The sequence below is a fragment of the Pseudoduganella sp. UC29_71 genome, from assembly GCF_042693265.1.
In the GTDB taxonomy this organism is placed as follows: Bacteria; Pseudomonadota; Gammaproteobacteria; order Burkholderiales; family Burkholderiaceae_D; genus Rugamonas.
Map to the genome: position 1 here is coordinate 5,956,205 of NZ_CP170549.1, position 26,002 is coordinate 5,982,206.

The window sequence follows — 26,002 nt, forward strand, 5'->3', positions numbered from 1 at the left end:
ACATGATGTCCCTGCAAGAACCGAAGACCGTAGAACTGCACCGCCCAACCCCGGCCATCAAACTGCCGGAAGCGGCCACCTGGCCGCTGGACGAAGTGATGGCGCTGTTCGAGCTGCCGTTCAATGAGCTGATGTTCCGCGCCCAGGAAACCCACCGCGCCAACTTCCCGGACGGCGACGTGGAACTGGCCACGCTGCTGTCGATCAAGACCGGCGGCTGCGAAGAGGACTGCGGCTACTGCCCGCAAGCCGCGCGCTACGACACCGGCGTGGAAGCGAAGAAGATCCTCGGCATCGACACCGTGCTGGAAGCGGCGCGCCAGGCCAAGGAAAACGGCGCCACCCGCTTCTGCATGGGCGCGGCATGGCGCAGCCCGAAGGACCGCGACATGGACAAGGTCGAGGAAATGGTGCGCGAAGTGAAGGCGCTGGGCCTGGAGACCTGCGCCACGCTGGGCATGCTGGAAGAGCAGCAGGCCGAGCGCCTGAAGGCAGCAGGCCTGGACTACTACAACCACAACCTGGACACGGCGCCCGAGTTCTACAACAACGTGATCTCCACCCGCGAATACCAGGACCGCCTGGACACGCTGGGCCACGTGCGCAACGCCGGCCTGAAGGTCTGCTGCGGCGGCATCGTGGGCATGGGCGAAACGCGTTTGCAGCGCGCCGGACTGATCGCTCAGCTGGCCAACCTGAACCCGTATCCGGAATCGGTGCCGGTGAACCACCTGGTGCAGGTGGAAGGCACGCCGCTGCACGGCCTGGACCCGCTGGACCCGTTCGAGTTCGTGCGCACCATCGCCGTGGCCCGCATCACCATGCCGAAAGCGCGCGTGCGCCTGTCCGCAGGCCGCCGCCAGATGGGCGAAGCGGTGCAAGCCATGTGCTTCCTGGCCGGCGCCAATTCCATCTTCTACGGCGACAAGCTGCTCACCACCGACAACCCGGAAGCGAACGACGACCGCACGCTGCTGGCCAAGCTGGGCTTGAGCACGCGCGCCAATACGCTGGAGTCGGTGCAGAAGGAAAGCTGCGCCTGCTGATCGGGCAAGGCGGGTTACGCACTGCGTGCTAACCCGCCCGACATCGTCCCACGGATCACCAACACTCACGAACACCGTAGGGCGGGTTAGCGAAGCGTAACCCGCCTAGCGCACCAAGAAAATCTAAAGCCACGAGCTGAATAGAGAGAGACCACATGTTCAAGAAAATCCTGATTGCCAACCGTGGTGAAATCGCCTGCCGCGTCGCCGCTACCGCGCGCCGCCTGGGCATCAAGACCGTTGCCGTGTACTCGGAAGCGGACGCCAACGCCAAGCACGTCGCCGTGTGCGACGAAGCGGTGCTGATCGGCCCCGCCGCCGCCAAGGAAAGCTATCTGCGCGGCGACAAGATCATCGCCGTGGCCAAAGCCACCGGCGCGCAAGCCATCCACCCCGGCTACGGCTTCCTGTCCGAGAACGCCGAGTTCGCGGACGCGTGCGCCGAAGCGGGCCTGGTATTCATTGGCCCGCCGGCTTCGGCAATGCGCGCCATGGGCTCCAAGTCCGCCGCCAAGTCGCTGATGGAAAAGGCCGCCGTGCCGCTGGTGCCAGGCTACCACGGCGACAATCAGGACGCCGATTTCCTGAACCGGGAAGCCGACCGCATCGGCTACCCCGTGCTGCTGAAAGCTTCCGCCGGCGGCGGCGGCAAAGGCATGCGCGTGGTCGAAAATTCCGAATCGTTCAAGGACGCGCTGGCCTCGTGCAAGCGCGAGGCGATCAGCTCCTTCGGCGACGACAAGGTGCTGGCCGAGAAATACTTGCAGCGCCCGCGCCACATCGAAATCCAGGTGTTCGCGGACACGCTGGGCAACTGCATCTACCTGTTCGAGCGCGACTGCTCGGTGCAGCGCCGCCACCAGAAAGTGCTGGAAGAAGCGCCGGCGCCGAACATGACCGACGCGCGCCGCGCCGCCATGGGCGAAGCGGCGGTGGCCGCAGCCAAGGCGGTAGGCTACGTGGGCGCCGGCACGGTGGAATTCATCGCCAACCAGGACGGCTCGTTCTACTTCATGGAGATGAACACCCGCCTGCAGGTGGAACACCCGGTCACCGAAATGATCACCGGCACCGACCTGGTGGAATGGCAGCTGCGCGTGGCCGCGGGCGAGCCGCTGCCGAAGAAGCAGGACGAGCTGCGCATCCACGGCCACGCCATCGAGGCGCGCATCTACGCCGAGAACCCCGAGAAAGGCTTCCTGCCGTCGATCGGCACCTTGCGCCACCTGGAAACGCCGGAAGCGGTGAACTTCGAACTGGGCGGCGCATCGGGCAACGGCGCCGGCCATCCAGCCGCAGTGCGCATCGACTCCGGCGTGCGCGAGGGCGATGCCATCTCGCCGTTCTACGACCCCATGATCGCCAAGCTGATCGTCTGGGGCGCGGACCGCAAGCAGGCGCTGGCCCGCATGTCGCAGGCGCTGGCGCAGTACCAGATCGTCGGCCTGGCCGCCAACATCGCTTTCCTCAAGCGCCTGGTGGAAGGCGAAGCCTTCGCCACGGCCGACCTGGACACCGGCCTGATCGAACGCAACCACGACGCGCTGTTCCCGGCCGCGCAGCCCGCAGCGCAAGGCGCGCTGGCGCTGGCCGCGGTGGCGCTGATCGAAGCGGAAAAGGACGCATCGGCCGCGCAGTCCGGCGCCAACGCCGCCGATCCCTGGGGGCAGGCGCTGGGCTGGCGCATGAACAACGCCTACACGCGCAGCCTGTCCTTCACGGACGACTACGCGGCGGCGCAGCCGTCCAAGGCCTACAACGTGCAGATCACCTACCGCGACGCGGACTGGCTGTTCAATCTGCCGGCCTGCCCGGACGCGCAGCCTGAACGGCTCAGCCTGATGTCGCAGCAAGGCACGGACTTCAGCATCAAGCTGGGCGACACCGCCTGGCACGGCAGCGTGCGCCGCGACGGCGACATGTTCCACGTCTTCACCGGCGGCGCGCACTACGCGCTGGCCTACAACGACCCGATGGCGCACGCCGGCGAAACCGAAGCCGAAGGCGGCCGCCTGACCGCGCCGATGCCGGGCAAAGTGGTGGCGGTGCTGGCCGAAAAGGGCAAGGAAGTGAAGAAGGGCGATCCGCTGGTGATCATGGAAGCGATGAAGATGGAGCACACCATCTCGGCGCCGCAGGACGGCGTGGTGGAGGACGTGCTGTATGCTGTAGGCGACCAGGTTGCCGACGGCGCTCCGCTGCTGGCATTCAAGGCCGCCTGAAAAGGAGACCGGCATGCGAATTTTGCTGCACAGGGCGGACGGCCAGACCGAGCCCTGGATCAAGGATTTTGCGCGCCACCTGCCCGAAGCGGAAGTGGTGGTGTGGCGCGCGGATGACGCGCCGCCGCCCTGCGACTATGCGATAACGTGGGCGCCGCCGGAAGCCATGCTGCCCGCGCTGGCCGAAGTGAAAGCCATATTCCTCACCGGCGCCGGCGCCGACGGCATCTTGAAATTCGATGCAAGGCTGCCGCACAACGTGCCCATCGTGCGCCTCGGCGACGCCGGCATGGGCGTGCAGATGGCCGAGTACGTGACGCACGCGGTGCTGCGCTACTACCGCCGCTTCGACGAATACGAAGCGCAGGCGCGCGCCGGCCAGTGGACGCCGCTGCCGCAGCATAACCGGGAAGACTTTTCCATCGGCGTGCTGGGCATGGGCGTGCTGGGCGCGCGCGTGCTGCAGGCGCTGAAGGAATTCGGCTTCCCGCTGCGCGCCTGGAGCCGCAGCGAGAAAAGCATGGACGGCGTGCAGTGCTTCCACGGCCAGGACGGCCTGGACACCTTCCTGCGCGGTTCGCGCGTGGCCGTGTGCCTGCTGCCGCTCACGCCGGACACCGCCAACATCCTCAACCGCAGCAATATGAGCAAGCTGCCGCAGGGCGCCTACCTGATCAACGTGGCGCGCGGCGCGCACGTGGCCGAGCCGGACCTGCTCACGCTGGTCAAATCCGGCCACATCGCCGCCGCCACGCTGGACGTGTTCCGCAACGAACCGCTGCCGGTGCAGCACCCGTTCTGGCAGGAGCCGCGCATCACCATCACGCCCCATATTTCGGCACTGACGCTGCGGCGCGAAAGCGTGCAGCAGATCGCCGGCAAGATCCGCCAGATCGAACGCGGCGAGCCGGTGGCCGATGTCATCAACCGACAGCAAGGATATTGAAATGAACGCACTGCCCAAACAGGTGAAAATCGTTGAAGTCGGCCCGCGCGACGGCCTGCAGAACGAGAAAGAGACCATCTCCGCCGAGGTGAAGACCGAGCTGGTGAACCGCCTCACGAGCGCCGGCTTCGCCAATATCGAAGCGGCGTCCTTCGTGTCGCCCAAGTGGGTGCCGCAGATGGCGACCAGCAAGGAAGTGATGGCTGCCATCGTGCGCAAGCCGGGCACCATCTACTCCGCGCTGACGCCGAACATGCAGGGCTTCGAAGCGGCGCTGGCCGCCAAGGCCGACGAGGTGGTGATCTTCGGCTCGGCCTCGGAAGCGTTCTCGCAAAAGAACATCAACTGCTCGATTGCCGAATCGATCGCGCGCTTCGTGGACGTGGCCAAGGCGGCCAAGGACAACGGGCTGCGCCTGCGCGGCTCCATCAGCTGCTCGTTCGGCTGCCCGTACCAAGGCGAAGTGCCGCTGGAGGCGGTGGCCGACGTGGTGGGCCGCATGCGCGACCTGGGCTGCGACGAGATCGACATTGCCGACACCATCGGCGTGGCCACCCCGCGCAAGACGCAGGCCGTGATGCAGACGGCCATCGGCGCATTCCGCCTGGACGGCCTGTCCGGCCACTTCCACGACACCTACGGCCAGGCGCTGGCCAACATCTACGCCAGCCTGGAGCTGGGCATTGCCATCTTCCACTCGTCGGTATCGGGCCTGGGCGGCTGCCCGTACGCCAAGGGCGCCACCGGCAACGTGGCCACGGAAGACGTGCTGTACATGATGAACGGGCTCGGCATCCACACCGGCATCGACCTCGACATCGTGGTCGATGCCGGCCAGTACATCTCGCAAGTACTGGGCCGCAAAGGCGCCAGCCGCGCCGGCAACGCCATCGCCGCCAAGCGCGCCGGTTAAGCAAAGCAGCTAAGCAAGGCAGCCTGAGCCGCATTCGGGGTCTGACCCCGAATGCGGCTCAGCTCGCTTGGTGCTTCCTGTGTCTTCTGTGCTTTGGGCTGGCGGAATAGAAAAACCCGCTTGATGTTGCCATCAAGCGGGTTTTTAAATTTTGGTCGGAGTACAAGGATTCGAACCTTGGACCCCCTGGTCCCAAACCAGGTGCGCTACCGGGCTGCGCTACACTCCGAAGAAGCAAGATAATACAAGCTGGGTTTTCTTCGGTCAAGGGTAGAACCGAAAAAACTTCAGAAATGCAGTTTTTTTCTCGTTGTGGGACACTGGCTGCATATTAATTGGGCAAACCACTATGCGACTGCACGCTTTTTACGCAGCGAGGGGTTACGGTACGCCGGCTACGCGGCCGGGCGGCATTGCCATCGGCGTGGCCGTCTCCATCGTGCTGCATGTGATGCTGCTGTACCAGTCCCGCTTCGGCTGGATGCCGCCCACGCCTGCGTTGCGGCCGCCGGAGACGATTACGGTCTGGCTGCGCCCGGCGCCGGCGGCGCGGCCGCTGCCGCCGCCGCCGGCACCCCTGTCGGTGCAGACCGAAATGCTCCCGCCGCCAAAGAAGGAGGTCCGCAAGGAGCGGCCGCAGCGCAAGCCAGCGCCAGCACCGTCCGCCGCGCCCGTGACGGCGCGGGCGGAACCGGGGGGCATGACGTGGGTGGCGCCGGCGCCAGCCGCACCGGCCGCCGATCCCTTTGCGGAGCCGGCGCGGACGGCGCCCGGGTTCGATATGGAGGCGGCGCGGCGCGCGGCACGCAAGGTGGCGCATGAGCGTGATCCAGCCAAGGCGGGAACGGCGGTAGGGCAGTTCCCGGAGAAGCCGCTAGCCAGCGAGACGCCGCTGGCGCGCAAGATGTCACAAGCGGCGCGCGCCGACTGCAAGGACGGCATCCCGGGCGGCCTGCTGGCGCCGCTGTTGCTGGCGATGGATAAGAAGGATAGCGGCTGCAAGTGGTAGCGCTGTGGCGGGTTACGCGGCGCGCGGCGCCGCTAACCCGCCCTACGCTACCCCACGCCACCCGACGCAACCCCACGCCGCCGTACGCGGCCCTACGGTTATTCGCTAGCGCCGGATTTCATTTGCAGGGCGCGCTCGTACAAGGCGTTTTTCTTACGGCCGGTGATTTGCGCGGTGAGCGCGGCGGCTTGCTTGACGGGCAGCTCGGCCACCAGCAGGGCGAGGATGCGCTCGGCTTCGGCGTCCTGCGCGTCTTCCGCTTCGGCCACGCCTTCCAGCAGCACCACGTATTCACCCTTTTCGCGGTGCGCGTCGGCGTTCAGCCAGGCCACGGCTTCGGACAGGGGACAGCGGTGGATTTCTTCGAACAGCTTGGTCAGCTCGCGCGCGAACACCACCTGGCGCGTGGACTCGAAGGCGGCCGCCAGCGCGGCGGCGCATTCGACGATGCGGTGCGGCGCTTCGTAGAACACCATGGTGGCGGTGACGTTGCGCAGCTGCTGCAGCATGGTCTCGCGCTGCTTGGCCTTGGACGGCAGGAAGCCGATGAAGTGGAACTGGTCGTTCAGCAGGCCGCTGGCGGAGATGGCGGTGACGGCCGCCGAGGCGCCCGGCAGCGGCACCACGCGCAAGCCGGCGGCGCGCACCGCGTCCACGATGCGCGCGCCCGGATCGGACACGGCGGGCGTGCCGGCGTCCGACACCAGCGCGATGCGCTCGCCTGCCTGCAGCCGCGCGATCAGCGTTTCGGCCGCTTCGCGCTCGTTGTGCTGGTGGGCGGCGATGAGCGGCTTGTGCAGGCCGAAACGGGTCATCAGCTGGGCGGTGTTGCGGGTGTCCTCGCAGGCCACGGCGTCCACCAGGCTCAAAACGTGCAATGCGCGCAGACTTATATCAGTGACATTACCGATGGGGGTCGCCACTACGTACAATGTTGCGATAGGATAGGTCTGGTTGGCTGTCTCGCCCAGGACGGGCAGGGTGGCGATGCTGGTCGCTGGGCTGGTTGCTTGTACTGTCATGGAGGTTGGATGCTGCCTATAAGAGTGAAATTGCTGCTGTTGTGCATGGCAGCCGGTCTGGTCAGCGCTTGCAGTACGCCTTGCGACACGCCGGGCAAATTGTGCGCGCCCGTGACTTCAATTACAAGCCCAATACCGCAGCCGGCGCAGCCGCCGGCCCGGCCCGCGCCGGCACGCCCGCCCGAGCCGCAGCCGGTGGTGGAGACGTTTGCCATCGCCACGCCGGGCACGCAGGCGGAAACGCCCGCTACGCCCCCGACGTCCGCCGCGCCGCAGCGCGACGGCGCCCAGCCCGCCGCCAGCGCCGAGGGCGGCTACCGCATCGGCCTGATGCTGCCGCTGCGCTCCGAGCCGCTGCGCGTGGCCGCCGAATCGGTGCGCGACGGTTTCATGGCCGCCTGGGAGCGCGACCGCGACGGCATCGCCGTCACCGTCATTGAAACCGGCGACGTGGCGCAGGACGTGCTGGCCGTCTATGCCGGCGCGCTGGAGCAGCAGGACATGATCGTCGGCCCGCTGGCCCGCTCCGCCGTCACCGCGGTGGCGGCCAGCCCGCTGGTGCTCAAGCCCACCATCGCCCTGAACCACCCGGACGGGCGCGGCGAAACCACGCTGCCGCCGCAGATGATGGTGATCGGCCTGTCGATCGAGGACGAGGCGCGCCAGGCCGCCAACTGGGCCGCGCGCGAGCAGCCGGGCGCGATTGCCTACATCCTGTCCAACCAGGCCCAGTACCAGCGCCGCAGCGCCAGCGCTTTTGCCGCGCAGTGGCAGCGCCTGGGCCGCTCGGCCAAGACGGCCGAGCTGAACGTGCTGAACGGCTACCTGAGCGACGGCGAGCTGGTGCAGCTGCGCGCGCGCCTGCAGGGCGAGCCATCGGCCCTGGTGTTCGCCGCGCTGGACGCGGACCAGGCACGCCAGCTGCGCGTGGCGCTGCAGGCGCCGCCGCTGGGCGAGATTCCCGTCTATGGCACGTCCTCGCTCAACCCGGGCAAGGCCAAGCAGCTGCCCGGCCCGGAACTGGACGGCGTGCGCCTGTTGGACCTGCCGTGGCAGATCCAGCGCGATCACCCGGCCGTGATGATCTACCCGCAAGCGCTGGGCAAGGACGCGGACATGGAGCGCCTGTACGCGCTGGGCATAGATGCCTTCCGCATCGCGCATGAAATCGCCCGCAACGCGCAGCGCAAGCAGGGCGCCGATTTCAAGCTGGACGGCGTGACCGGCCAGCTGAAAGTGCATTTCGGCGACGGCCCGGCGCTGTTCGAGCGGCGCGCGCTGCCGGCGGTGTACAAGAACGGCGTGCCGGTGCCGGTGCAGCCCTAGGACGCGCCATGCCCCTCACCACGCGCCAGATGCAGGGCAACGCGGGCGAGGACGAGGCGCTGGCGCATTTGCAGGGGCAGGGCCTGGTGCTGGTGGAGCGCAATTTCCGCTGCAAGGGCGGCGAAATCGACCTGATCATGCGCGACGGCGCGGGCCTGGTGTTCGTCGAGGTGCGCCAGCGGGCCGGCGCCAGCTTCGGCGGCGCGGTGGCCAGCGTCACGCCGGCCAAGCAGCGCCGCCTGATCCATGCGGCGCAGTTCTACCTGCTGCACATCAAACCGCTGCCGCCGTGCCGCTTCGACCTGGTGGCAATTGACGGCGGAAAGTTAAGCTGGCTTAAAAACGTGCTGGAAGTGTAAGCATATAAGTGTAAGCATATTTAACAGCGCTTGTCCGGTCCGGCAGGCGACTGCACTATAATCCCACACCATGAATACTCAACGCATCCTCTCCCACTTCCACGAAAGTGCCGAAATCAAGATCCAGTCCGCGACCGTGCTGGCGCAGCCGATCGGACAGGCGATCGAACTGATGTTTTCGGCTTTGTCCAACGGTAACAAGATCTTGGCCTGCGGCAACGGCGGCTCGGCTGCCGACGCGCAGCACTTCGCCGCCGAGCTGGTGGGACGCTTCGAACGCGAGCGCTTCCCGCTGCCGGCCATTTCGCTGGCCACCGACACCTCCATCCTGACCGCCGTGGCCAACGATTACAGCTACCGCGAAATCTTCTCGAAGCAGGTGCAGGCCTTCGGCCAGGCGGGCGACATCCTGCTGGCCATTTCCACGTCCGGCAATTCGGCCAACGTGATGGCGGCCATCGAGGCGGCGCTGGAGCGCGAAATGCGCGTGATCGCGATGACCGGCAAGGGCGGCGGCGCCATCGGCAAGATGCTGACCGACGCCGACGTGCACATCTGCGTGCCGGCCGACCGTACCGCCCGCATCCAGGAAGTGCACCTGGTGACCATACATGCTTTGTGCGACGGCATCGACGTCGCGCTATTCGGAGGAGACGTGAATGAGTAAAGCCGGCACCGTGGTACGCCGCGTAGTATTTGGCGCTGTTCTGCTGTCCTCGCTGTCCGCCTGCGTTCCGCTGGTGGTGGGCGGCGCCGTGGGCGGCACGCTGGCCGCGTCCGACCGCCGCACCTTCGGCGCGCAAACCGAAGACAAGGCGATCGCCGTCAAGACCGAAGTCAAGCTGCCGAACCTGGTGGGCGACGCCGGCCATGTGAACGTGGCCAGCTTCAACCGCCGCGTGCTGCTGACCGGCGAGGTGCGCGACCAGGCCATGAAGGACAACGTGGAACGCGAAGTGCGCGGCATCGAGGGCGTGCTGTCGGTGACCAATGAACTGGAAATCGCCGGCCCGTCCAGCTACACCTCGCGCTCGAACGATGCCCTCATCACTACCAAGGTGAAAGCCAGCCTGGTGGACATGAAAGACATCTCGGCCAACTCCTTCAAAGTGGTCACGGAGCGCGGCAATGTGTACCTGATGGGCCGTGTGACCCAGCGCGAAGGCAATATCGCAGCCGACGTGGCGCGCGGCGTGAGCGGCGTTTACAAGGTGGTCAAGGTTTTCGAGTATATTAGTGAAGAAGAATGGAAACAGTACCAGCCTAAACCTGCAGCGAACTGATCATGTCCTCCTCCACCGCCTGGATCAAACCCGCCCTTGCCGCCGCCGTCATTGCCGGCCTGGGGGTGACCGCTTACTTCTCGCTGAACCAGCACAGCAGCGCGCCCGAGGTGACGTTCCTCGGCATCAAGGGCGAGCAGATCACGCCGGCCAGCCTGCGCGGCAAGGTGGTGATGGTGAATTTCTGGGCCACGTCCTGCTCCACCTGCGTGAAGGAAATGCCGCAGATGGTGGACACGTACAACAAGTACAAGGATAAGGGCCTGGAGTTCGTGGCTGTGGCGATGAAGGAAGATCCGCCCAATTACGTGCTGAACTTCGCGGAAACGCGCCAGCTGCCGTTCAAGGTGGCGCTGGACGTGAAGGGCGACGCGGCCAAGGCCTACGGCAACGTGGCCATGACGCCGACCACCTTCGTCATCGACAAGGATGGCCGCATCATCAAGCGCTACGTGGGCGAGCCGGAGTTCCCGGCGCTGCACAAGCTGCTTGAGAAAGCGCTGCAGGGGTAATGCCGGCGGGTTAGCGGGAACCGCGTAACCCGCCAGGCTCAGAACCCCGTCTGCACCGACAAATACCAGCCCTTCTGCTTCTTCTTGTTGAACACGGTGATCTCGCCCAGGTGGGCGTAGGCCGCCGTGAGCGACACGTTGCGAGTCGGGAACCAGGCCACGAAAGCATCCCAGTAAGCCTGTTCCGGGTCCACGCCGAGGTTGTGCGGCTTGCGGCGGTATTCGGCGCCCAGCGCCAGCTTGCGGCTGACCAGATAAGCCACCGACGCTTCCGGCATCAGCTTCAGGTGGTCGCCCCGGTCGCCGCCGAAGCCGAGGATGCCCATCTGGTTGGCCTTGGTGGCGCGCAGCGTGCCGTTCACCAGCAAGCTCTGCTCGAACAGCACCTTGGTGGCGGCGAGGTAGTAGTCGTAGCCGCTGTCGTCCTTGGCGCCCAGCTGGGTGACGTTGGTCACGCCCAGCGCGCCCAGGCCACCGATACCCTTGTTCTTCTTGTACATGATGCCCACCGCCACCTGCGGCAGCCACGCGTCCTGCTCGTAGACGGCGTCGCCCATCAGGCGCAGCTTCAGGCCGACGATGTCCTGCTTGATGCGCAGATCGTTCAGCGGGGCCAGGTCGCCCTTGAAGTCCTGGCGCGCCAGCGACAGCTCCAGCCGGTCGCCGATGCCGACCGCGACGCCGTAGGTACCCAGCGAGTAGTCCTGCGTCCGCACCTGGGTGTAGTGGGCGTTGGCGCCCCAGCTGTCGCGCGAGCCGTAGCCGGTGATCAGCGCCCACGGCGTGAGCCCGCCGCCGCCCGCGCCTTCCAGCTGGCTCGCGCCGCCGGTGGCCAGGAATTTGCCAAGGTCGGGCCGCGCCCCCAGCTGCACGCCCGGCGAGGCGGTGACGATGTCGCGCTGCATGGGCGCCAGCTTGGCAATCAACTTGTTCGACACGCTGGCGGGCACGCCGTGCTGCTCCATGGCGATCTGCAAGTCCTCGGCCAGCGCGTTGAACTGGGCGTTGCTGATGTTCAGGTCGATGTGGACCGACTTCATGTCGCGCACGGTGCCCACACCGTCCATGGTCTTGTCGCGGTATTTGCCGGTGTACTTGCACGGGCCGCCCGCGTATTCGCAGAACTGCTCCTGCAGGCGCACGTTTAGCTGCGGCATGTCGAAGTCGGCGAAGGTTCCCTTGATGCGCGGATCGCTGGTGATCAGCGCGACGAAGGTATCGGTGATCTTCCTGATGCCTTCCTTGCCGCCCAGTCCCTGGTAGGTGGAATCGTCGGTGTAGGGCGTTTGCGCGCAGGCCAGCGAGGAAGCGAACAGCAGGCCAAGCGCGGTGGTGCGGGCGGCGTTGAGCATAGGCAGTGGTGCGCTTATTTCGGATACAGGATCATCTGCGTGCAGCGGAACAGGGCGATGGTCTTGCCGGTGTCCTTGTGGATCACCGTGGCGTCCCAGACCTGGGTCGTGCGGCCCATGTGCGCTACCTTGGCGGTGACGGCGATGGTGCCTTCGCGCGCGGTGCCGAGGTGGTTGGATTTCAGTTCCAGCGTGGTGAAATTGACCGCGCCTTCCGGCAGGCTGGCGATACAGCCATAGCCGCAGGCGGTATCGGCCAGGGTAACCACGGTGCCGGCGTGCAGGTAGCCGTTCGGCGCCAGGTGGTGCGGCGCCACCGTCAGTTCGGCGCTGGCCTGGCCTTCGCCTATGGCCGTGAAGTGGATGCCCATGTGCCCGGGCAGCTTGCCTTCGCTGCGTTCGTTGAATTGTTCGATGCTGAATTTCGGTGCGTTCATGCGTTCTTCCATTCACTTTGTCTTAGACGAATCATAGAGAACCGCTGGCCGATTGTCGCTATTTTTACGGTTGCCGGCGGCGTTTGCGTGCATATTGGAGCCTGGCCCACAACCGTATTTTATTGCCATCATGGATATTCCGCTTGCTACCTCTTCCGGCAAGGTCGCCGTGTTCGGCGCCGGCTCGATCGGCGCCTATGTGGGCGGCGCGCTGCTGGGCGCGGGCGCCGACTTGACCCTGCTGGGGCGGGCGCGCATGCGCCAGCGCATCGCCGCGCACGGCTTGCACCTGACCGACCTGCACGGCCGCGCAACGCTGCTGGAGGGCGCGCGCGTGCCCTATACGGACGACCCGGCCGTGCTGGCCTCGGCCGCGCTGATCCTGGTGACGGTGAAGAGCGCCGACACGGCGGCGGCCGCCGAAGCCATCCGCGCGCACGCGCAGCCTTCCGCGCTGGTGCTCAGTTTGCAAAACGGCGTGGGCAACGCGGACACGCTGCGCCGCATCCTGCCCGGCTGGACCGTGCTGGCCGGCATGGTGCCGTTCAACGTGGTGCAGATGCCGGACGGCCGCCTGCACCGGGGCACGGCGGGCGAGCTGATGGCGGAAGCGTCGCCGGCGCTGCAGCCCTGGCTGGGCGCATTCGCGGCGGCGCAGCTGCCGGTTACCGAATGCGCGGATTTCCCCTCCGTCCAGTGGGGCAAGCTGCTGATCAACCTGAACAATTCCGTGAACGCGCTGTCCGGCGTGCCGCTGGTGCAGCAGCTGCGCCAGCGCGGCTACCGGCGCTCGCTGGCGCTGATGGTGGACGAAGGCCGCGCGGTGCTGGCCAGGGCGGGCATCCGGCCGGCCAAGGTGGTCAGCGTCGGCCCGCGCGCGTTCTCGCTGATCCTGCGGCTGCCGGACGCGCTGTTCACGCGGGTGGCGGCGTCGATGCTGAAAATAGACCCGGAAGCGCGCTCATCGATGTGGGAAGACTTGCAGGCGGGCCACAAGACCGAGGTCCATTACCTGAACGGCGCCATCACGGCGCTGGCCGCGCAAATGGGCATGGACGCGCCCGTCAACAGCCGCATGACTGAGCTGGTCACTGCCGCAGAGCAGGGCCGGCAAAGTGCGCTGGGCGCGGACGCCATGTACCGCATGCTGGCGGCTGCGCGCGGATAGGCGTTTTATTAAATAGCTTTTTAATAGTTATTAATTTTTCTTTTAATATTAATTTTGGTGATATTATTGCCTCGGCTATTCATCGGCACAACCTTTGAATAGCTTGATATCCGGCTTTTTCACTTTAACTACAATATTGAAAGTGATTTTAAGATGACTGGCTTGAAAAAGATAATATTCGCCGCCTGCCTGAGCCTCGGGCTGGGCGCTTCATTCTCGGCCTTCGCCATCCCTGACTACGATACCTGCGTAGAGATGCGCGATGCGTGCCTGGATGGCGACAGCAACGCCTGCACCACGTTCAGCCGCGTGTGCCGCATCTATAACATCCCGCTGTAATTGCTGGCGCGGCGGGGCTGCCGCATTCCCCGCCGCGCACGTCGCAACCATTCACACCGCATAGACGATGAAGCGTATCTTCGGTTCCACTTTCCTTTACGCTGCTATTATCATTTCGGGTATCGGCATAGGCTATGCACTGCCGCGCATACCCGGTTGGCTGAAACCCGGACACGTGGCCGGAAATTACAGTGCATATTATCCAGATGAAAAAACCAGGGTGATCTTATATAGCACCAGCTGGTGCGGATACTGCGCGAAAACGCGCGCTTATTTGGCGGCCCATAATATCCGGTACGACGAGCGGGACATCGAAAAATCGCCGGCGGCCGCCAGGCAATTCGCCGAACTGGGCGGCGGCGGGGTGCCCGTGGTATTGATTGGCGGCAGAAAAATCCGCGGCCACGTGCCCGCCGAATTCGACGCCGCGTTAAAACAAGTCCCGACCGCCCGCCTCGATTGAGGCCAATGCACTGGCTTATCCTTGAGGCAGCGGCTGGCGGCTCAGACCCAGCTGACCGGTGTTTTGCCCTTGGAGGCCAGGTAGCCGTTGGCGCGCGAGAAGGGCTTGCTGCCGAAGAAGCCTCGGTAGGCAGATAGCGGTGAGGGGTGCGGCGAAGTGATGATGTGGTGCTTGCTGCTGTCGATCAGGGCCTTCTTGGCGATCGCGTAGCTGCCCCACAAGATGAAGACCAGGTTTTCGCGCTGCTGCGACAGGCGCCGGATGGCGCTGTCGGTGAATTGCTCCCAGCCCTTGCCCGCATGCGATCCGGCCGCGTGGGCGCGCACCGTCAGTACGCTGTTGAGCAGGAACACGCCCTGCTCCGCCCAGTCGGACAGGTCGGTCCGGCTGCGCGCGACACCCACGTCCTCGCCCAGTTCCTTGAAGATGTTCTGCAAGCTGGGCTGCGGACGGTTGCCGTCCGGCACGGAGAAGCAGAAGCCTTGCGCGGCGCCGGGCGTGTGGTAGGGATCCTGGCCCAGGATGACGACCTTGACGTCGTCGAAGGGGGTCAGGTCGAAGGCGCGGAAGATGTTGCGGCCGTCCGGGCAGCAGTGGCCCGCAGCGTACTCGTCCTTCACGAAAGCGGTCAGCGAAGACCAGTACGGCTGCTCGAACTGGTCCTGCAGCTGCAGCTTCCAGGATGGCTCGATGCGGACTTCCGCCATCCTTACACGGCTTCCAGCACGTTGTGCGCCTGTTCGTCGGCGTGGTACGAGGAACGCACCATGGCGCCGACGGCGGCGTGCTTGAAGCCCATCTTGTAGGCTTCTTCTTCGAACATCTTGAACACGTCCGGGTGCACGTAGCGGCGCACCGGCAGGTGGCTGTTGGACGGCGCCAGGTACTGGCCAATGGTCAGCATGTCAATGTCGTGCTCGCGCATGTCGCGCATCACCTGCAGGATTTCCTCGTCGGTCTCGCCCAGGCCCACCATGATGCCGGACTTGGTCTTCACGGCCGGATACATGGCCTTGAAGTCCTTCAGCAGCTTCAGCGAATGCATATAGTCCGAGCCCGGACGCGCTTCCTTGTACAGGCGCGGCACGGTTTCCAGGTTGTGGTTCATCACGTCCGGCAGGCCGTTGGCGAAGATGTCCAGCGCCTTTTGCAGGCGGCCGCGGAAGTCCGGCACCAGCACTTCGATCTGGGTCTTGGGCGACAGTTCCTTGGTCTTGGTGATGCACTCGACAAAGTGCTGGGCGCCGCCGTCGCGCAGGTCGTCGCGGTCCACCGAGGTGATGACCACGTAGCTCAGGCGCAGCTTGGCGATGGTGTTGGCCAGGTTTTGCGGCTCATCCACGTCCAGCGGGTCCGGACGGCCGTGGCCGACGTCGCAGAACGGGCAGCGGCGGGTGCACTTGTCGCCCATGATCATGAAGGTGGCCGTGCCCTTGCCGAAGCATTCGCCGATGTTGGGGCAGCTCGCCTCTTCGCACACGGTGACCAGCTTGTTCTCGCGCAGGATGTCCTTGATCTCGTAGAAACGGGTGTTCGCGGAGGCTGCCTTGACGCGTATCCAGTCCGGCTTCTTCAGGCGCTCGATCTGCTCGACGGGCGTGATCTTGATCGGAATGCGCGAGGTCTTGCTGGCGCCTTTTTGCTTTTCGCTGGCGTTGTAGGCTGGGGCGGCGGCGGGGGGCGGTGCTGGACGGGGTCTCGGTGGTCATAGGCTTAAATTGATACAGTAGTTTCATCGGCGGGAACAGCTGCCTCAAGCAGCCGCACCAGTTCGTTGGCCAGCGCCAGCTGCACGTCGGCGAGCGGCGCTTCCACTCCCATGGATCGCATATCGATGGTTTCCAGTCCGGAATAGCCGCATGGGTTAATCCAGGTGAACGGAGCAAGGTCCATGCCAACATTCAGCGACACCCCATGGTAGGTGCAGCCGTTGCCGCGCACTTTGAGGCCGAGCGCGGCGATCTTGGCGCCTTTTTTCGGGCCGGCGGCGATGTAGATGCCGGGCGCGCCCTCGATGCGCTCACCGCCGAGATTATACGCCTGCAGCACATTGATGATGGCTTGCTCGATTTTATGGACGAACTGGCGGGCATACAGCTTGCCGCCCGGCTTGTTGCGGCGCAGGTCCATCATCAGGTAGATCACCACCTGGCCGGGGCCGTGGTAAGTGACTTCGCCGCCGCGGTCGGTCTGTACCACGGGAATGGCGGCGGCGCCGGCCAGCAGGTGGCCGCGGTCGGCACCCAGGCCCAGCGTGAAGACGGGCGGATGCTCGACGATCCACAGTTCGTCGGGCGTATCGGGCGTGCGCGCGTCCGTGAAGGCGCGCATCGCGGCGAAGGTGGGTTCGTACTCGGCCTGGCCGAGCTGGCGGATGATTGCCGGGGCGATAGACATGCCGCCATTATAAGTCAGTGATGAAATACTTTCTTGCGGCGCTTATTTTTTGGGCAAAAGCTTCAGCCATTCCTGCACCGGCGCGCGCTGCCACTGGGCCTCGGCGTAGTCCCTGAGCTTTTGCGGCACCTCGTCGCCGCTGCGGACCAGGCGCAGCAGCATGATGGCAAGGTCGGTGTCGGCCACGCACCAGCGCGTGAACAGGTTGGGGCCGTCCACCAGCTTGCCGGCAGCGCGGATCAGCTTGTCGGCCGCAGCGCGCGCCTCGGGCGACAGCGGCTGCGTGGCCGGTTCGTAGAACACGGTGATGGTGCTGCGCTCCTGCCGGATCGGCATCAGGTCGCTGCGCAGCCAGGCCTGGATCTGGCGCGCCTGGGCGCGGCGCTGCGAATTGCGCGGCAGCACGGCGTGGTATTCGGGCGCGGGGGAACACTTCGTCCAGGTACTCGCTGATGGCGCTCGATTCGGCCAGCACGAAGCCGTCGTGCACCAGCACCGGCACGCGGGCCGTGAGCGCCATGTCGCGGAAGGGCGGCTGCAGGTTGGCGCCGCAGTCCAGGTCCACCGTCTTCAGCTCGAACGGCAGGCCCTTCTCCTTCAGGGTAACGAACACGGACAGGGCGTAGGGACTGGTGAACTGGCTGTCGACGTACAGGGTAAGGCTCATGATGCGCTCCGGCGTTGTGAAGTTATCCACACATGGTAAAGCTTGCCCATGCGGCTACATAACGATATATTTTGACTGTTCTTGCTAATCCCATTCACATAAAACTCCCATGCGCCTGCCCACCTTCCAGCAACTGCGCGCCTTCGAGGCGGCGGCGCGGCACGAGAATTTTTCCGCGCGCGGCGGACGAGCTGCACCTGACCCACGGCGCCATCAGCCACCAGGTGCGGGCGCTGGAGCAGGAACTGGGCACGCCGCTGTTCGTGCGCAACGGCCGCCACGTGAAAGTGACGCCGGACGGGCTGAAGTTCGCGCAGGTGCTGGCCAAGGCTTTCGGCGATATTGCCGCCGGGGCGGACGCGCTGCGCCCGGGCCGGGGCACGCAGCGGCTGACGGTGTCGGCCATTCCCTCCTTCGCGGCGCGCTGGCTGGCGCCCCGGCTGGCCCAGTTCATCGAACGCCACCCGGACGTCGAAGTACTGCTGCAGGCCAGCGGCCATCTGCAAGACCTGGAGCGGGAAGGGATCGACGTGGGCATCCGGTTCGGGCGCGGCCAGTATCCGGGCATGGTGGTGGACCGGCTGATGGGCGACATCTACTACCCGGCAGTGAGTCCTCACTACCGTGGCGGCGCGCTGCCCCAAACGCCGGCCGAGCTGGCGCAGGCCACCTTGCTGCGCTCCAACGAGCCGTGGCTGCCGTGGTTCCGTGCGGCCGGACTGGCGCTGGCCGAGCCGGCCGGCGGCGTGATGTTCGAGGATTTGTCGATGCTGATACGCTCGGCCGTGGATGGCGACGGCGTCGCCTTGGTGCGGCACGTGGTGGCGATGCAGGAAATTGCGTCGGGCCAGCTGGTGCGCTTGTTCGATATCGCGGCGCCCAGCCCGCACGACTATTACTTTGTGTGCCCGCCAGGCGCGGCGGAAAAGCCGCAGGTGCGGGCCTTCCGCGCGTGGATGCTGGCGGAGATGGCGGCCTTCACCGCGCAGCTCCGCAGCTGACGTGGCAGCTGAGGTGCTTACATGACGATTTTCACCATCGGGTGCGCCGACAGTTCGGTGTACAGCGCGTCCAGCTGCGGACGGCTGGTGGCGCGCACGATCACCGTCAGCCCGGTGTAGTTGCCCTTGGCCGATGGACGCTCTTCCATCTTGCCCTTGTGGAAGGTCGGATCGTGCTTGATGACGACTTCCAGAATGGTGGGCGCGAAGTCGACATGCGTCGGCCCCATCACCTTGATGGGGAAATCGCTCGGGTATTCGATGAGGGACTCGCCCGGTGGGATCGCTGATGCCATGATAATTCCAGAAAATGAATGCCAGCCGATATTGTAACGCGGCCTCCCTATCGGCGGCATTCATGGCCGGATCAGGCTGCGGCGGTTTTGCCGGACAGGCGTTTCAGGCGGTCCAGCGCGGACTCGCCGCCGGCCGCGCCCGGGTTGTTGACGGACTTGCGGATCGCGTCCAGCTCGGCGGCCTGGTCCAGCGGGCGCTGGCCGATGTCGGCCACGATCTTCATGCCGGCCGCTTCATTGCTCACGGCCTGGGCGCGGCGGGTGAGCGCATTGAGCGCGCTGGAGTTGCCTTGCAGGCCTTTCAGGCCGTTGAGCTGCTCCTGGCGCTCGGCGCGCACCTGCTGCAGGTCACGCTGGGCGTTGGCCTGGGCCAGCGCTTGCAGCGCCTTCTTGGCGGCGGCGTCGAAGTCGGCCAGCTGCTGCGACAGCGCGTCGACGATCTTCTGCAGCTCGTTCATGTATTCCTCGGCGTCGGCCTGCTCCTGGATTTCCAGCGGCAGGCGCGCCTTGTTCGATTCCAGCTCGTCGCAGAACAGGTTGATGGTCGCTTCCGAGATGCGGCCGCTGGCCAGGCGCTCGCCCAGCGTTTCGGCGGCTTTCTCGTCGTTGGCGATCAGCTCTTGCAGCTTGACCACGTCCGCGTGCTCCTTTTCGAAGGAGGAACGGGCGGCGGCCAGTTTCTGGGCCGTGGCGCGCAAGGTGTCGGCCAGGCGGTCGCGGTCGGCCTCGGTCGCCGTCTCGGGATCGAAATTGGCGATCGCTTCGGAGACGCGGTCGCCCAGGGCGCCGAAGTGTTTGGTGATCAGACGCGCGGTCAATGCCCAGCCATTCGAGTTGCTCATGTTGTTCTTCCTTTCAGTAAGATGGAACTGCCCTGTGCGTGCCGCCGTCCTCACTGGATGGCGACACGTTCCTGCTCAACCGGTATCCCGATGACAAAATCGACATGGATACCGCGTTTCCCTGCATCGCCGTTCACGCTGCGGAGGATTTCCGTGGTGATCAGCAACAACTCCTTGCCCACGCCGTCGAGTTCGCGCACGTAAGGCATCAAATACATTTCCTGCAGCAAGCCGCCACTGCCGCCGGCGTCGTCGATGCGGGTCTCGGTGCCGGTAAACGGCGCCACGAATTCCGCGTCCGGGTCGCCCGCGTCGCGCAGGTATTCCAGGCCGTCCTCGCTGCCGAAGGCCAGGTCCAGGTCGCGCTCGTCCAGGCCGTGGTTGCCGAGCTGGGCGCGCCACAGCGTGTAGCTGGCGTCGCCCAAGCCGTAGCCGGCCTCGCCGGTGTAGGCTTCCTGGTCCTCGGCGGTTTCCGGGATCACCCGCGCCAGCTGGGTGCAGTACAGGATCTCGGCCACCGCGCCCTGCTCGTTCACGTACACCTGCAGGAACTTTTCGTCGTCGGCGTCGTCGCCCGTGTCCAGGTAGTAGCGGTACAGCTTGCCGGACAGGTTGAGCTTGATGCGCGAGATGGCCAGGATGCGCGTGTCGCTGCCGTTCGGCATGCGGATCAGCGAACCGGCGGCGCTGGCGCGCAGCAGCGGCGACTGCTGCAGGCTCACCACGCTGCCGATGCGCGCACCGAGCGGCAATTGCTGGTCGGCCGGCGCTTCGGCCAGGCCGCGCTTGGTGGCGGCGCCGCGCACGTACTCCACTGCATCTTTCCAACCCATCTCAGTCTCCCAAAGTGTAGTTGCGGCCGGCTTTCGGCTTCATCATGCGGCCGCGCAGCAGACGCCAGCCGAGGTAGCCCAGGCCGATGAGCAGCGCCCAGCCCAACCAGCCCAGGCCGCCGGACTCCTGGCGCGCCGGCTCGGCTTGCGCGGCGTCCATGCCGGCGGTCGTGCCGGTGGCGGTGCTGCCGGTGGGGGCCGCCGCGCCAGCCGAGGTAGCGGCGGCGTCGGTGGCAGGATCCGCCGGGCCGAGCGCGCCGATGTCGGCCGGCACGTTGCCCGGCGCCGGCGCCTGGGCCGGTGCGCGGTTGGCGTGCGCCGGGGCGCTCAGGATGGAACCAAGCACCGCGCCGGCCGCTGCGGCGCCGGCCGTGGCCAGGCGGCCGTTGCGGTCGTAGCCCCGGTTGTCATAGCCGCGGTTGTCGTAGCCCCGGTTGTCGTAGCCGCGCTGGTCGTACTGCGGCGCCTGCTGGCCGTATTGCGGCGCCTGGCGCGGCTGTACCGGGTCCAGCGGCGGCAGGGTGCGCTGCTGGGCTTCGCGGGCGGCGCGCCGGCTCTCCAAGGTGCGCAGCGCGTTTTCCTCGGCCTGGCGGCGCGTCATGTCCTGCGACATGGCGGACTGGTCGCGCGACCCGGCGGCGCTGTCCGGCGCCCTGCGCGCCGAGCCGAAGGAACCGAAGGACGTGTTGCCGCTGCGGCCGGCCACGCTGTCCGTCTTGCTGCTTTTAGAGGGACTGCTTCTTGCAGTGCTGCTCTTTTGCGACGAGAATCCGCTCTTGAACGAGCCGGAGCTCTTGGCCGGGCGCGTATCGGCATAGGCGCCGTTCATGGCCAGCGTCATCGACAACACCAACGCCAGTGCAGTGCGGAAAGACTTCTTCATTGCCCAACCTCTCAAGTTGAATAAATAACAGCATACTGTCCGTGCCTGACAAATGCATCGGTAAAAAAGGACCTGCTTCACCATGACCCGCAAATACTCTGATATGAATCAACACGACGCGCTCTATACCGTGGCACGGGCTTACCCCGGCGGAATAGAAGCATTGTCGCAATGCATGGGTATTTCCGTGAACGTACTACGTAACAAATTGTCACCGACGATCGCGTCGCATTACCCCTCGTTCGAGGAGGTCTCGGCGGTCGTGGAACTGTGCCAGAAAGCGGGTGTAAAAGACGCCCTGCTGCCGCTCCATGCCCTGCTGACACGGCACGGCATGGCCGCGTTCGTGGTCCCGGTGCCGGAGCAGGTGGCGCAGGACGACCTGTCGCAAACCGTGTGCCGGGTGATGAGCCAGGTGGGCGACGTGGCGGAAGCCGTTTCACAATCTTTACTAGATGGCAAGATTACACCATCCGAGGCGGATCTCATAGAGCGCGAGTTTCATGACGCGCTGTCGGCGCTGGGGGAGTGGCGCGCGCGCATCCGCAACCTGGCGGGCGGGAAATAAGCGGCAGGCAAAAAAAGAGCCGACTGGGAGGGCCGGCTCAAAGAACTATTTTTAATTGGGAAAGAAAAAATAGTCGGGAACTTTTGACTGCTCCCAATGTATGAAAACTGGAATCAGCCTGCCATCGGAATGTGATGAACTGCATAAATCGCGGGCTGGAAGTGCGAAATCCCGGTCTGAAATGCAGGTGTTCCCGCTAGTTCTTAACGCTCCTTGCTCCGTTCTTCCCGCTGGCGGCGGCCACCGCCGCCCTCGTCGCGCTGCTGCTGAGGCTGTGGCGCCTGCACTTGCGGACGCGGCGCGGCTTGCGGTTGCGGCTGAGCTTGCGGCGGCGGCTGGTGCTGAACCTGCGGCTGGGCTTGCGGCGGCGGCGCGCGGAAGGCCGGCGCTTCGCGATGCTCGCGCTGCTCCCGCTGCTCGCGCGGCTCCCGCTGCATACGTTCGCGCTGCTCGCGGCCGCGCTGCTCGCCGCCATCGTCGCGCTGGCGGAACTGCGCGCCGGGTTGCGGTGCGGCTTGCGCTGGCTGGGCGAAGGGATGCTGGGCCGGCGGCTGCGGCTGCGCTTGCTGCAGCACCGGCTGCGGTTGCGCCTGGTGCTGCGGCTGCGGCTGGGCTTGCTGCGGCTGGATGGACTGACGGTTCCAGCGCTGGCCCGCTTCGCGGCGTTCGCGCTCGTCATTCTGCTCCCGTTCGCGCAGCTGGCGCATGCGGCGCTCATCGTCGCCGCTGCGGTCAGCCTGCGGACGCTGCGCGCCGAACTGCGGCTGCGGCTGCGGCGCGGCGGCCGGCGGCTGGGCGAACGGCGTGGCCGGCGCCTGCAGCTGCATCCGGTTCCCGCCCTGGTTGATGCTGTTCCTCGGCTGGCGCTCGCCGCCACGCTCGAAGCCATCGCCCCGGTCGCGCCGGGTTTCGATGACGCGGCCCGGCGTTACCGCGCCCGGCGACATGCGGGTCAGCGGCAAAGGGGCGGTCGACAAGGGCGCGTTGCGCGCGTCGATCGACGTCAACGACACGCGCGGCGCCTTGCCCACGTTCACCGTGCGGCGCGCATCGAACTGCTCGCGCGGCAGCACCGTCACGCCTTCGCGGCGCACTTCGCGCTGCGGCTTCCAGTGCACGCTGTTCTGGTGATGCCAGCCCAGGCGCCGCTCATAATCGGACGACACGCGGTAATTGGGCACGAAGCGGTCGCGCGGGGTGAGCGGATACCAGCCCACGCCGGGGCCATTGTGGCGGTTGGCGAAGGCGACGCTCCAGTTGCTGCCGCCCACCCAGCCCACCACCGCCGGCGCCCACACCGGGCGCGACGTGAAGCGGCCCGGCGCCCAGTACCAGCGCGTGTCGAGCATCACCCAGCGGCCGTAGTGCGACGGCGCGTAGCCCCAGGGCGCGTCGTCCACCCAGGTCCAGCCCCATGGGTCCAGCCAGGTCCAGCGGCCGTCGCGGTAGGGCGCCCAGCCCAGCGGCACCGAGCGGGGCGACCACAGCGGGCCGTATTCGTCGCTCTCGCGCCAGCTGCCGTACTGGTCCAGTTCCTCGTAGCCGGTCACGTCCGGCGTCACATAGCGCAGCGATGGGGAATTCTCGTCGCGCTTGTCGCGCGCCAGCACCCATTCGTCGAAGCGGTCGCGCAGCGCCTGGCCGCTGCTGACCTGGTCGCCCTGCACCACGGCGCGCTTGCCGGCGCGCAAAGTGAGCGCGGTGCCGCCGCCATCCACCGTGGCCGCGCCCAGCAGCACGGACACCACGCTGGTGTCCGGCTGGCGGTCGCTGTCCACGCGCACCAGGCCCGGCTCCAGCATGTTGACGCGGGCCTGCGGGGTGCTCAGTTCGAAGTCGTCCAGCATGTCGGCGCTGCGCAGGCGCACGCTGACGCTGCCGTAGTTCAGGCGCAGGCGCAGGCTGTCGTCGTCCAGCGCATCCACTTCCAGGCTGGAATCGCCGTCCAGGCGGATGGCGGCCGAGCCGACGCGGAATTCCATGCGCGAACCGGGCGCGGCGGTGATGCGGGTGCCGCTGGCCACCGGCCAGTTCAGCAGGCTGCCGCTGGCTTGCTCGCCATCGGCGTCGACTGTCACCTGGCCTTCGGCGCTGGATATGCGGCCCACGCGCGCGGGCGGGTCCTCATCGGCCAGCGCCAGCGTGCTGGCGGCCACCAGCGCGGTCAGCAGGATCAAATGTGCAAGTTTGCGGCCCATGGCGGACTCCAATATGTGATGAGACTATTTAACGCCGCATTTTCGTTTCAGACGACGGTGGTTACAAATCTTTTCACATTGTAGAACGCTGGTACAGATTCAGGCGTGCGCGCCGCCGCGCTTGACGAAGAACAGGGCCGCGCCCACCGCCATCAGGAGGCCGCCGAACACGCGGTTCTGGCGCTTGACCGCGCGCGCGTCGCGGAAGAAGCGCTGCATGGACGCGGCCAGGAAGGCGTAGCTGTGCATGACCATCAGGTCGATGGTGCACATGGTGGCGGCCAGGATCAGCAGCTGCGGCAGCAGCGGGTGCTCCTGCGAGATGAACTGCGGCAGCACGGCCACCATGAAGATGATGCCCTTGGGGTTGGTGGCGTTGGTGAGAAAGCCGGTCAGCACGCGCTTTTGCAGCGATGGCAGCTCGGCCTTGGCGAGCGCCGCGCCGCCGTCCACCGAACCGTCCGGCGCGGCCTGCACCCTGGCGCGCCACTGGCTGAAGCCGAGCCAGATCAGGTACAGCGCGCCAACTGTTTTCACCACGTTGAAGGCCAGCTCGGAGGCCAGCAGCAGCGAGCCGACGCCGGCGCCGGCAATGGCCAGCACCAGCAGCAGGCCGGCTTGCAGGCCGAGGATGGTGCCGCTGGCCTTGCGCACGCCGTAGGACAGGCCATGCGACATCGACAGCACCGCGCCGGAACCGGGCGAGACGGCAATGATGGAGGCGGCGATAACGAAGGTGATCCAGGTGCTGAAGGCCATGCTGAGTTCCGGTGCGTGTTTTTTGAGCGGACATTGTAGCGCGGCGCCGCCGGACTTGCTTGCCGACAGTTGCTTATGAGGTAAGATTAGTGCTGACTTCACTTTTCCTTCACGCACCATGACCAAACACGCTCCCGCCCTCCGCCGCCACGCCGTCCGGGGAGGCCGCTGAGATGGCCGGCACCAGTCTGCTGGCCCTGATCGACGACATCACGACCATCCTCGATGATGTGGCCGCCATGAGCAAAGTCGCCGCCAAGAAAACCGCCGGCGTGCTGGGCGACGACCTGGCCCTGAACGCGCAGCAAGTGGCCGGCGTGACGGCCGACCGCGAACTGCCGGTGGTGTGGGCGGTGGGCGTGGGCTCGATGAAGAACAAGGCCATCCTGGTGCCGGCCGCGCTGGCCATCAGCGCGTTCGCGCCGTGGGCCATCACGCCGCTGCTGATGGTGGGCGGCGCCTACCTGTGCTTCGAGGGCTTCGAGAAGATCGCCCACAAATACCTGCACAGCGAGCACGAGGACGAGCAGCACCACGCCGAACTGGCGGCCGCCGTGGCCGATCCCACGGTGGACCTGGTGGCGCTGGAGAAGGACAAGATCAAGGGCGCCATCCGCACCGACTTCATCCTGTCGGCGGAGATCATCGTCATTGCGCTGGGCACGGTGGCCGACGCGCCGTTCTCGCAGCAGGTGGCGGTGCTGGCCGGCATCGCCGTGGCGATGACGGTGGGCGTGTACGGCATCGTGGCGGCCATCGTCAAGATGGACGACGCCGGCCTGTACCTGGCGCGCCGCCCCGGCGCCAGCGGCTTCGTCCGGGGGCTGGGGCGCTTCCTGCTGGCGGCCGCGCCCAAGCTGATGAAGTTCCTGTCGGTGGCCGGCACGCTGGCCATGTTCATGGTGGGCGGCGGCATCCTGACGCACGGCATTGCGCCGGTGCACGACGTGATCCACCACGCGGCCGAATTCGTGGGCGCGGCGCCGGGCGCAGGCGCGGTGCTGCAGGCGGTCACGCCGTCGCTGCTGGACGCGGTGGCCGGCGTCATCGCCGGCGCGCTGGTGCTGGTGGGCGTGACGGCGGCCGGCCGTTTCTTGCGCTTGTTCAAACGCTCGCACTGAGATTTCTGGTTTGATAGCAATTCGGGCGCCAGCCGGCGCC

General features: G+C 66.2%; 27 protein-coding genes, 1 tRNA gene and 4 pseudogenes. 16 read left to right on the forward strand and 16 right to left on the reverse strand.

Annotation, left to right across the window (positions count from 1 at the left end; all coding sequences use genetic code 11):
- Positions 1-5 precede the first annotated feature (5 nt).
- The 4 genes from bioB (at position 6) to ACFJI2_RS26530 (ending at position 5,127) form a co-directional block, all read left to right on the forward strand.
- Positions 6-1,046, forward strand: coding sequence for a biotin synthase BioB (gene bioB / locus ACFJI2_RS26515; RefSeq protein ID WP_377705914.1), 1,041 nt, complete (start codon positions 6-8; stop codon positions 1,044-1,046).
- A gap of 155 nt (positions 1,047-1,201) precedes the next feature.
- Entirely contained in the window at positions 1,202-3,268 is a 2,067-nt protein-coding gene (locus tag ACFJI2_RS26520) for an acetyl-CoA carboxylase biotin carboxylase subunit (RefSeq protein ID WP_377702575.1), read from the forward strand.
- Between the two features lie 13 nt (positions 3,269-3,281).
- The gene (locus tag ACFJI2_RS26525; RefSeq protein ID WP_377702576.1) at positions 3,282-4,214 is read left to right on the forward strand and encodes a 2-hydroxyacid dehydrogenase; all 933 of its coding nucleotides are present in this window, start codon (positions 3,282-3,284) and stop codon (positions 4,212-4,214) included.
- A 1-nt stretch (position 4,215) separates the two neighbouring features.
- Positions 4,216-5,127 carry a hydroxymethylglutaryl-CoA lyase gene (locus tag ACFJI2_RS26530; protein ID WP_377702577.1) on the forward strand — a complete coding sequence of 304 codons (912 nt, stop codon included), beginning with the start codon at positions 4,216-4,218 and terminating at the stop codon, positions 5,125-5,127.
- 152 nt (positions 5,128-5,279) lie between these two features.
- Here the strand turns inward: ACFJI2_RS26530 and ACFJI2_RS26535 are convergent.
- Positions 5,280-5,356, reverse strand: a tRNA-Pro gene (locus tag ACFJI2_RS26535).
- A gap of 120 nt (positions 5,357-5,476) precedes the next feature.
- Between ACFJI2_RS26535 and ACFJI2_RS26540 the strand changes: the two genes are divergently transcribed.
- Positions 5,477-6,136, forward strand: a complete 660-nt coding sequence (locus tag ACFJI2_RS26540; protein ID WP_377702578.1) for a hypothetical protein — start codon at positions 5,477-5,479, stop codon at positions 6,134-6,136.
- A 98-nt stretch (positions 6,137-6,234) separates the two neighbouring features.
- Here ACFJI2_RS26540 and rsmI read toward each other — a convergent pair whose 3' ends face one another.
- A complete protein-coding gene (gene rsmI, locus ACFJI2_RS26545; protein WP_377702579.1) occupies positions 6,235-7,158 on the reverse strand; it encodes a 16S rRNA (cytidine(1402)-2'-O)-methyltransferase in 924 nt (307 codons plus the stop codon).
- Positions 7,159-7,269: 111 nt separating this feature from the next.
- Here rsmI and ACFJI2_RS26550 point away from each other — a divergent pair, with 111 nt between their 5' ends.
- From ACFJI2_RS26550 to ACFJI2_RS26570, 5 genes are all read left to right on the forward strand, one after another.
- Entirely contained in the window at positions 7,270-8,484 is a 1,215-nt protein-coding gene (locus ACFJI2_RS26550; RefSeq protein WP_377702580.1) for a penicillin-binding protein activator, read from the forward strand.
- Positions 8,485-8,492: 8 nt separating this feature from the next.
- A complete protein-coding gene (locus ACFJI2_RS26555; RefSeq protein ID WP_377702581.1) occupies positions 8,493-8,843 on the forward strand; it encodes a YraN family protein in 351 nt (116 codons plus the stop codon).
- A gap of 70 nt (positions 8,844-8,913) precedes the next feature.
- A complete protein-coding gene (locus ACFJI2_RS26560; protein WP_057154186.1) occupies positions 8,914-9,510 on the forward strand; it encodes a phosphoheptose isomerase in 597 nt (198 codons plus the stop codon).
- Positions 9,503-10,126 carry a BON domain-containing protein gene (locus tag ACFJI2_RS26565; RefSeq protein WP_107869542.1) on the forward strand — a complete coding sequence of 208 codons (624 nt, stop codon included), beginning with the start codon at positions 9,503-9,505 and terminating at the stop codon, positions 10,124-10,126. The genes ACFJI2_RS26560 and ACFJI2_RS26565 overlap by 8 nt, the downstream gene beginning before the upstream one ends.
- Positions 10,127-10,128: 2 nt before the next feature.
- On the forward strand, positions 10,129-10,638 hold the full coding sequence (locus ACFJI2_RS26570; RefSeq protein WP_107979672.1) for a TlpA disulfide reductase family protein: 510 nt from the start codon (positions 10,129-10,131) through the stop codon (positions 10,636-10,638).
- 38 nt (positions 10,639-10,676) lie between these two features.
- On the opposite strand, the gene ACFJI2_RS26575 is transcribed toward ACFJI2_RS26570, so the two are convergent.
- The 3 genes and pseudogenes from ACFJI2_RS26575 to ACFJI2_RS26585 all read right to left on the reverse strand — a co-directional run bounded on the left by ACFJI2_RS26575 (position 10,677) and on the right by ACFJI2_RS26585 (position 12,427).
- A complete protein-coding gene (locus ACFJI2_RS26575; protein WP_377705915.1) occupies positions 10,677-11,543 on the reverse strand; it encodes a DUF3034 family protein in 867 nt (288 codons plus the stop codon).
- Positions 11,541-11,990, reverse strand: a pseudogene (locus ACFJI2_RS26580) (group 1 truncated hemoglobin); the annotation flags it as partial. The pseudogene ACFJI2_RS26580 and the gene ACFJI2_RS26575, both read right to left, overlap by 3 nt.
- Before the next feature lie 14 nt (positions 11,991-12,004).
- Complete coding sequence (locus ACFJI2_RS26585) at positions 12,005-12,427, reverse strand: PaaI family thioesterase (RefSeq protein WP_377702582.1); 423 nt, start codon at positions 12,425-12,427, stop codon at positions 12,005-12,007.
- Between the two features lie 130 nt (positions 12,428-12,557).
- Between ACFJI2_RS26585 and ACFJI2_RS26590 the strand changes: the two genes are divergently transcribed.
- The 3 genes from ACFJI2_RS26590 to ACFJI2_RS26600 all read left to right on the forward strand — a co-directional run bounded on the left by ACFJI2_RS26590 (position 12,558) and on the right by ACFJI2_RS26600 (position 14,397).
- Positions 12,558-13,595: a 2-dehydropantoate 2-reductase gene (locus ACFJI2_RS26590; RefSeq protein WP_377702583.1), complete on the forward strand. Its 1,038-nt coding sequence runs from the start codon at positions 12,558-12,560 to the stop codon at positions 13,593-13,595.
- Positions 13,596-13,757: 162 nt separating this feature from the next.
- Positions 13,758-13,934, forward strand: a complete 177-nt coding sequence (locus ACFJI2_RS26595; protein WP_377702584.1) for a hypothetical protein — start codon at positions 13,758-13,760, stop codon at positions 13,932-13,934.
- Between the two features lie 67 nt (positions 13,935-14,001).
- Positions 14,002-14,397 (forward strand): glutaredoxin family protein, encoded by a 396-nt coding sequence (locus ACFJI2_RS26600; RefSeq protein WP_377702585.1) that lies wholly within the window; start codon positions 14,002-14,004, stop codon positions 14,395-14,397.
- Positions 14,398-14,438: 41 nt separating this feature from the next.
- Here ACFJI2_RS26600 and ACFJI2_RS26605 read toward each other — a convergent pair whose 3' ends face one another.
- The 5 genes and pseudogenes from ACFJI2_RS26605 to ACFJI2_RS26625 all read right to left on the reverse strand — a co-directional run.
- Positions 14,439-15,104, reverse strand: a complete 666-nt coding sequence (locus tag ACFJI2_RS26605; protein WP_377702586.1) for a uracil-DNA glycosylase — start codon at positions 15,102-15,104, stop codon at positions 14,439-14,441.
- Between the two features lie 2 nt (positions 15,105-15,106).
- A pseudogene (gene lipA / locus ACFJI2_RS26610) lies at positions 15,107-16,072 on the reverse strand (lipoyl synthase); the annotation flags it as partial.
- Between the two features lie 38 nt (positions 16,073-16,110).
- Positions 16,111-16,794, reverse strand: coding sequence for a lipoyl(octanoyl) transferase LipB (lipB, locus tag ACFJI2_RS26615; RefSeq protein ID WP_132134285.1), 684 nt, complete (start codon positions 16,792-16,794; stop codon positions 16,111-16,113).
- A 42-nt stretch (positions 16,795-16,836) separates the two neighbouring features.
- On the reverse strand, positions 16,837-17,199 hold the full coding sequence (yfcF, locus tag ACFJI2_RS26620; protein ID WP_377702587.1) for a glutathione transferase: 363 nt from the start codon (positions 17,197-17,199) through the stop codon (positions 16,837-16,839).
- 79 nt (positions 17,200-17,278) lie between these two features.
- Positions 17,279-17,461 (reverse strand): annotated as a pseudogene (locus tag ACFJI2_RS26625) (glutathione S-transferase N-terminal domain-containing protein); the annotation flags it as partial.
- A gap of 109 nt (positions 17,462-17,570) precedes the next feature.
- Between ACFJI2_RS26625 and gcvA the strand changes: the two are divergent.
- Positions 17,571-18,462: pseudogene (gene gcvA / locus ACFJI2_RS26630) on the forward strand (transcriptional regulator GcvA).
- A gap of 17 nt (positions 18,463-18,479) precedes the next feature.
- On the opposite strand, the gene ACFJI2_RS26635 reads toward gcvA, so the two are convergent.
- The 4 genes from ACFJI2_RS26635 to ACFJI2_RS26650 all read right to left on the reverse strand — a co-directional run bounded on the left by ACFJI2_RS26635 (position 18,480) and on the right by ACFJI2_RS26650 (position 21,316).
- On the reverse strand, positions 18,480-18,758 hold the full coding sequence (locus tag ACFJI2_RS26635; protein ID WP_107869554.1) for a DUF493 family protein: 279 nt from the start codon (positions 18,756-18,758) through the stop codon (positions 18,480-18,482).
- A 71-nt stretch (positions 18,759-18,829) separates the two neighbouring features.
- On the reverse strand, positions 18,830-19,600 hold the full coding sequence (locus ACFJI2_RS26640) for a hypothetical protein (RefSeq protein WP_377702588.1): 771 nt from the start codon (positions 19,598-19,600) through the stop codon (positions 18,830-18,832).
- A 50-nt stretch (positions 19,601-19,650) separates the two neighbouring features.
- Positions 19,651-20,433 carry a DUF2491 family protein gene (locus tag ACFJI2_RS26645; RefSeq protein ID WP_377702589.1) on the reverse strand — a complete coding sequence of 261 codons (783 nt, stop codon included), beginning with the start codon at positions 20,431-20,433 and terminating at the stop codon, positions 19,651-19,653.
- A 1-nt stretch (position 20,434) separates the two neighbouring features.
- Entirely contained in the window at positions 20,435-21,316 is an 882-nt protein-coding gene (locus tag ACFJI2_RS26650) for a hypothetical protein (protein ID WP_377702590.1), read from the reverse strand.
- A gap of 82 nt (positions 21,317-21,398) precedes the next feature.
- Here ACFJI2_RS26650 and ACFJI2_RS26655 point away from each other — a divergent pair, with 82 nt between their 5' ends.
- Entirely contained in the window at positions 21,399-21,884 is a 486-nt protein-coding gene (locus ACFJI2_RS26655; protein ID WP_107869558.1) for a phage regulatory CII family protein, read from the forward strand.
- 203 nt (positions 21,885-22,087) lie between these two features.
- Here ACFJI2_RS26655 and ACFJI2_RS26660 read toward each other — a convergent pair whose 3' ends face one another.
- Positions 22,088-24,082, reverse strand: a complete 1,995-nt coding sequence (locus ACFJI2_RS26660) for a DUF6600 domain-containing protein (RefSeq protein ID WP_377702591.1) — start codon at positions 24,080-24,082, stop codon at positions 22,088-22,090.
- A gap of 99 nt (positions 24,083-24,181) precedes the next feature.
- Positions 24,182-24,841, reverse strand: a complete 660-nt coding sequence (locus ACFJI2_RS26665; RefSeq protein ID WP_377702592.1) for a LysE family transporter — start codon at positions 24,839-24,841, stop codon at positions 24,182-24,184.
- Positions 24,842-25,014: 173 nt separating this feature from the next.
- On the opposite strand from ACFJI2_RS26665, the gene ACFJI2_RS26670 reads away from it, so the two are divergent.
- Entirely contained in the window at positions 25,015-25,962 is a 948-nt protein-coding gene (locus tag ACFJI2_RS26670; protein WP_377702593.1) for a DUF808 domain-containing protein, read from the forward strand.
- Positions 25,963-26,002 lie beyond the last annotated feature (40 nt).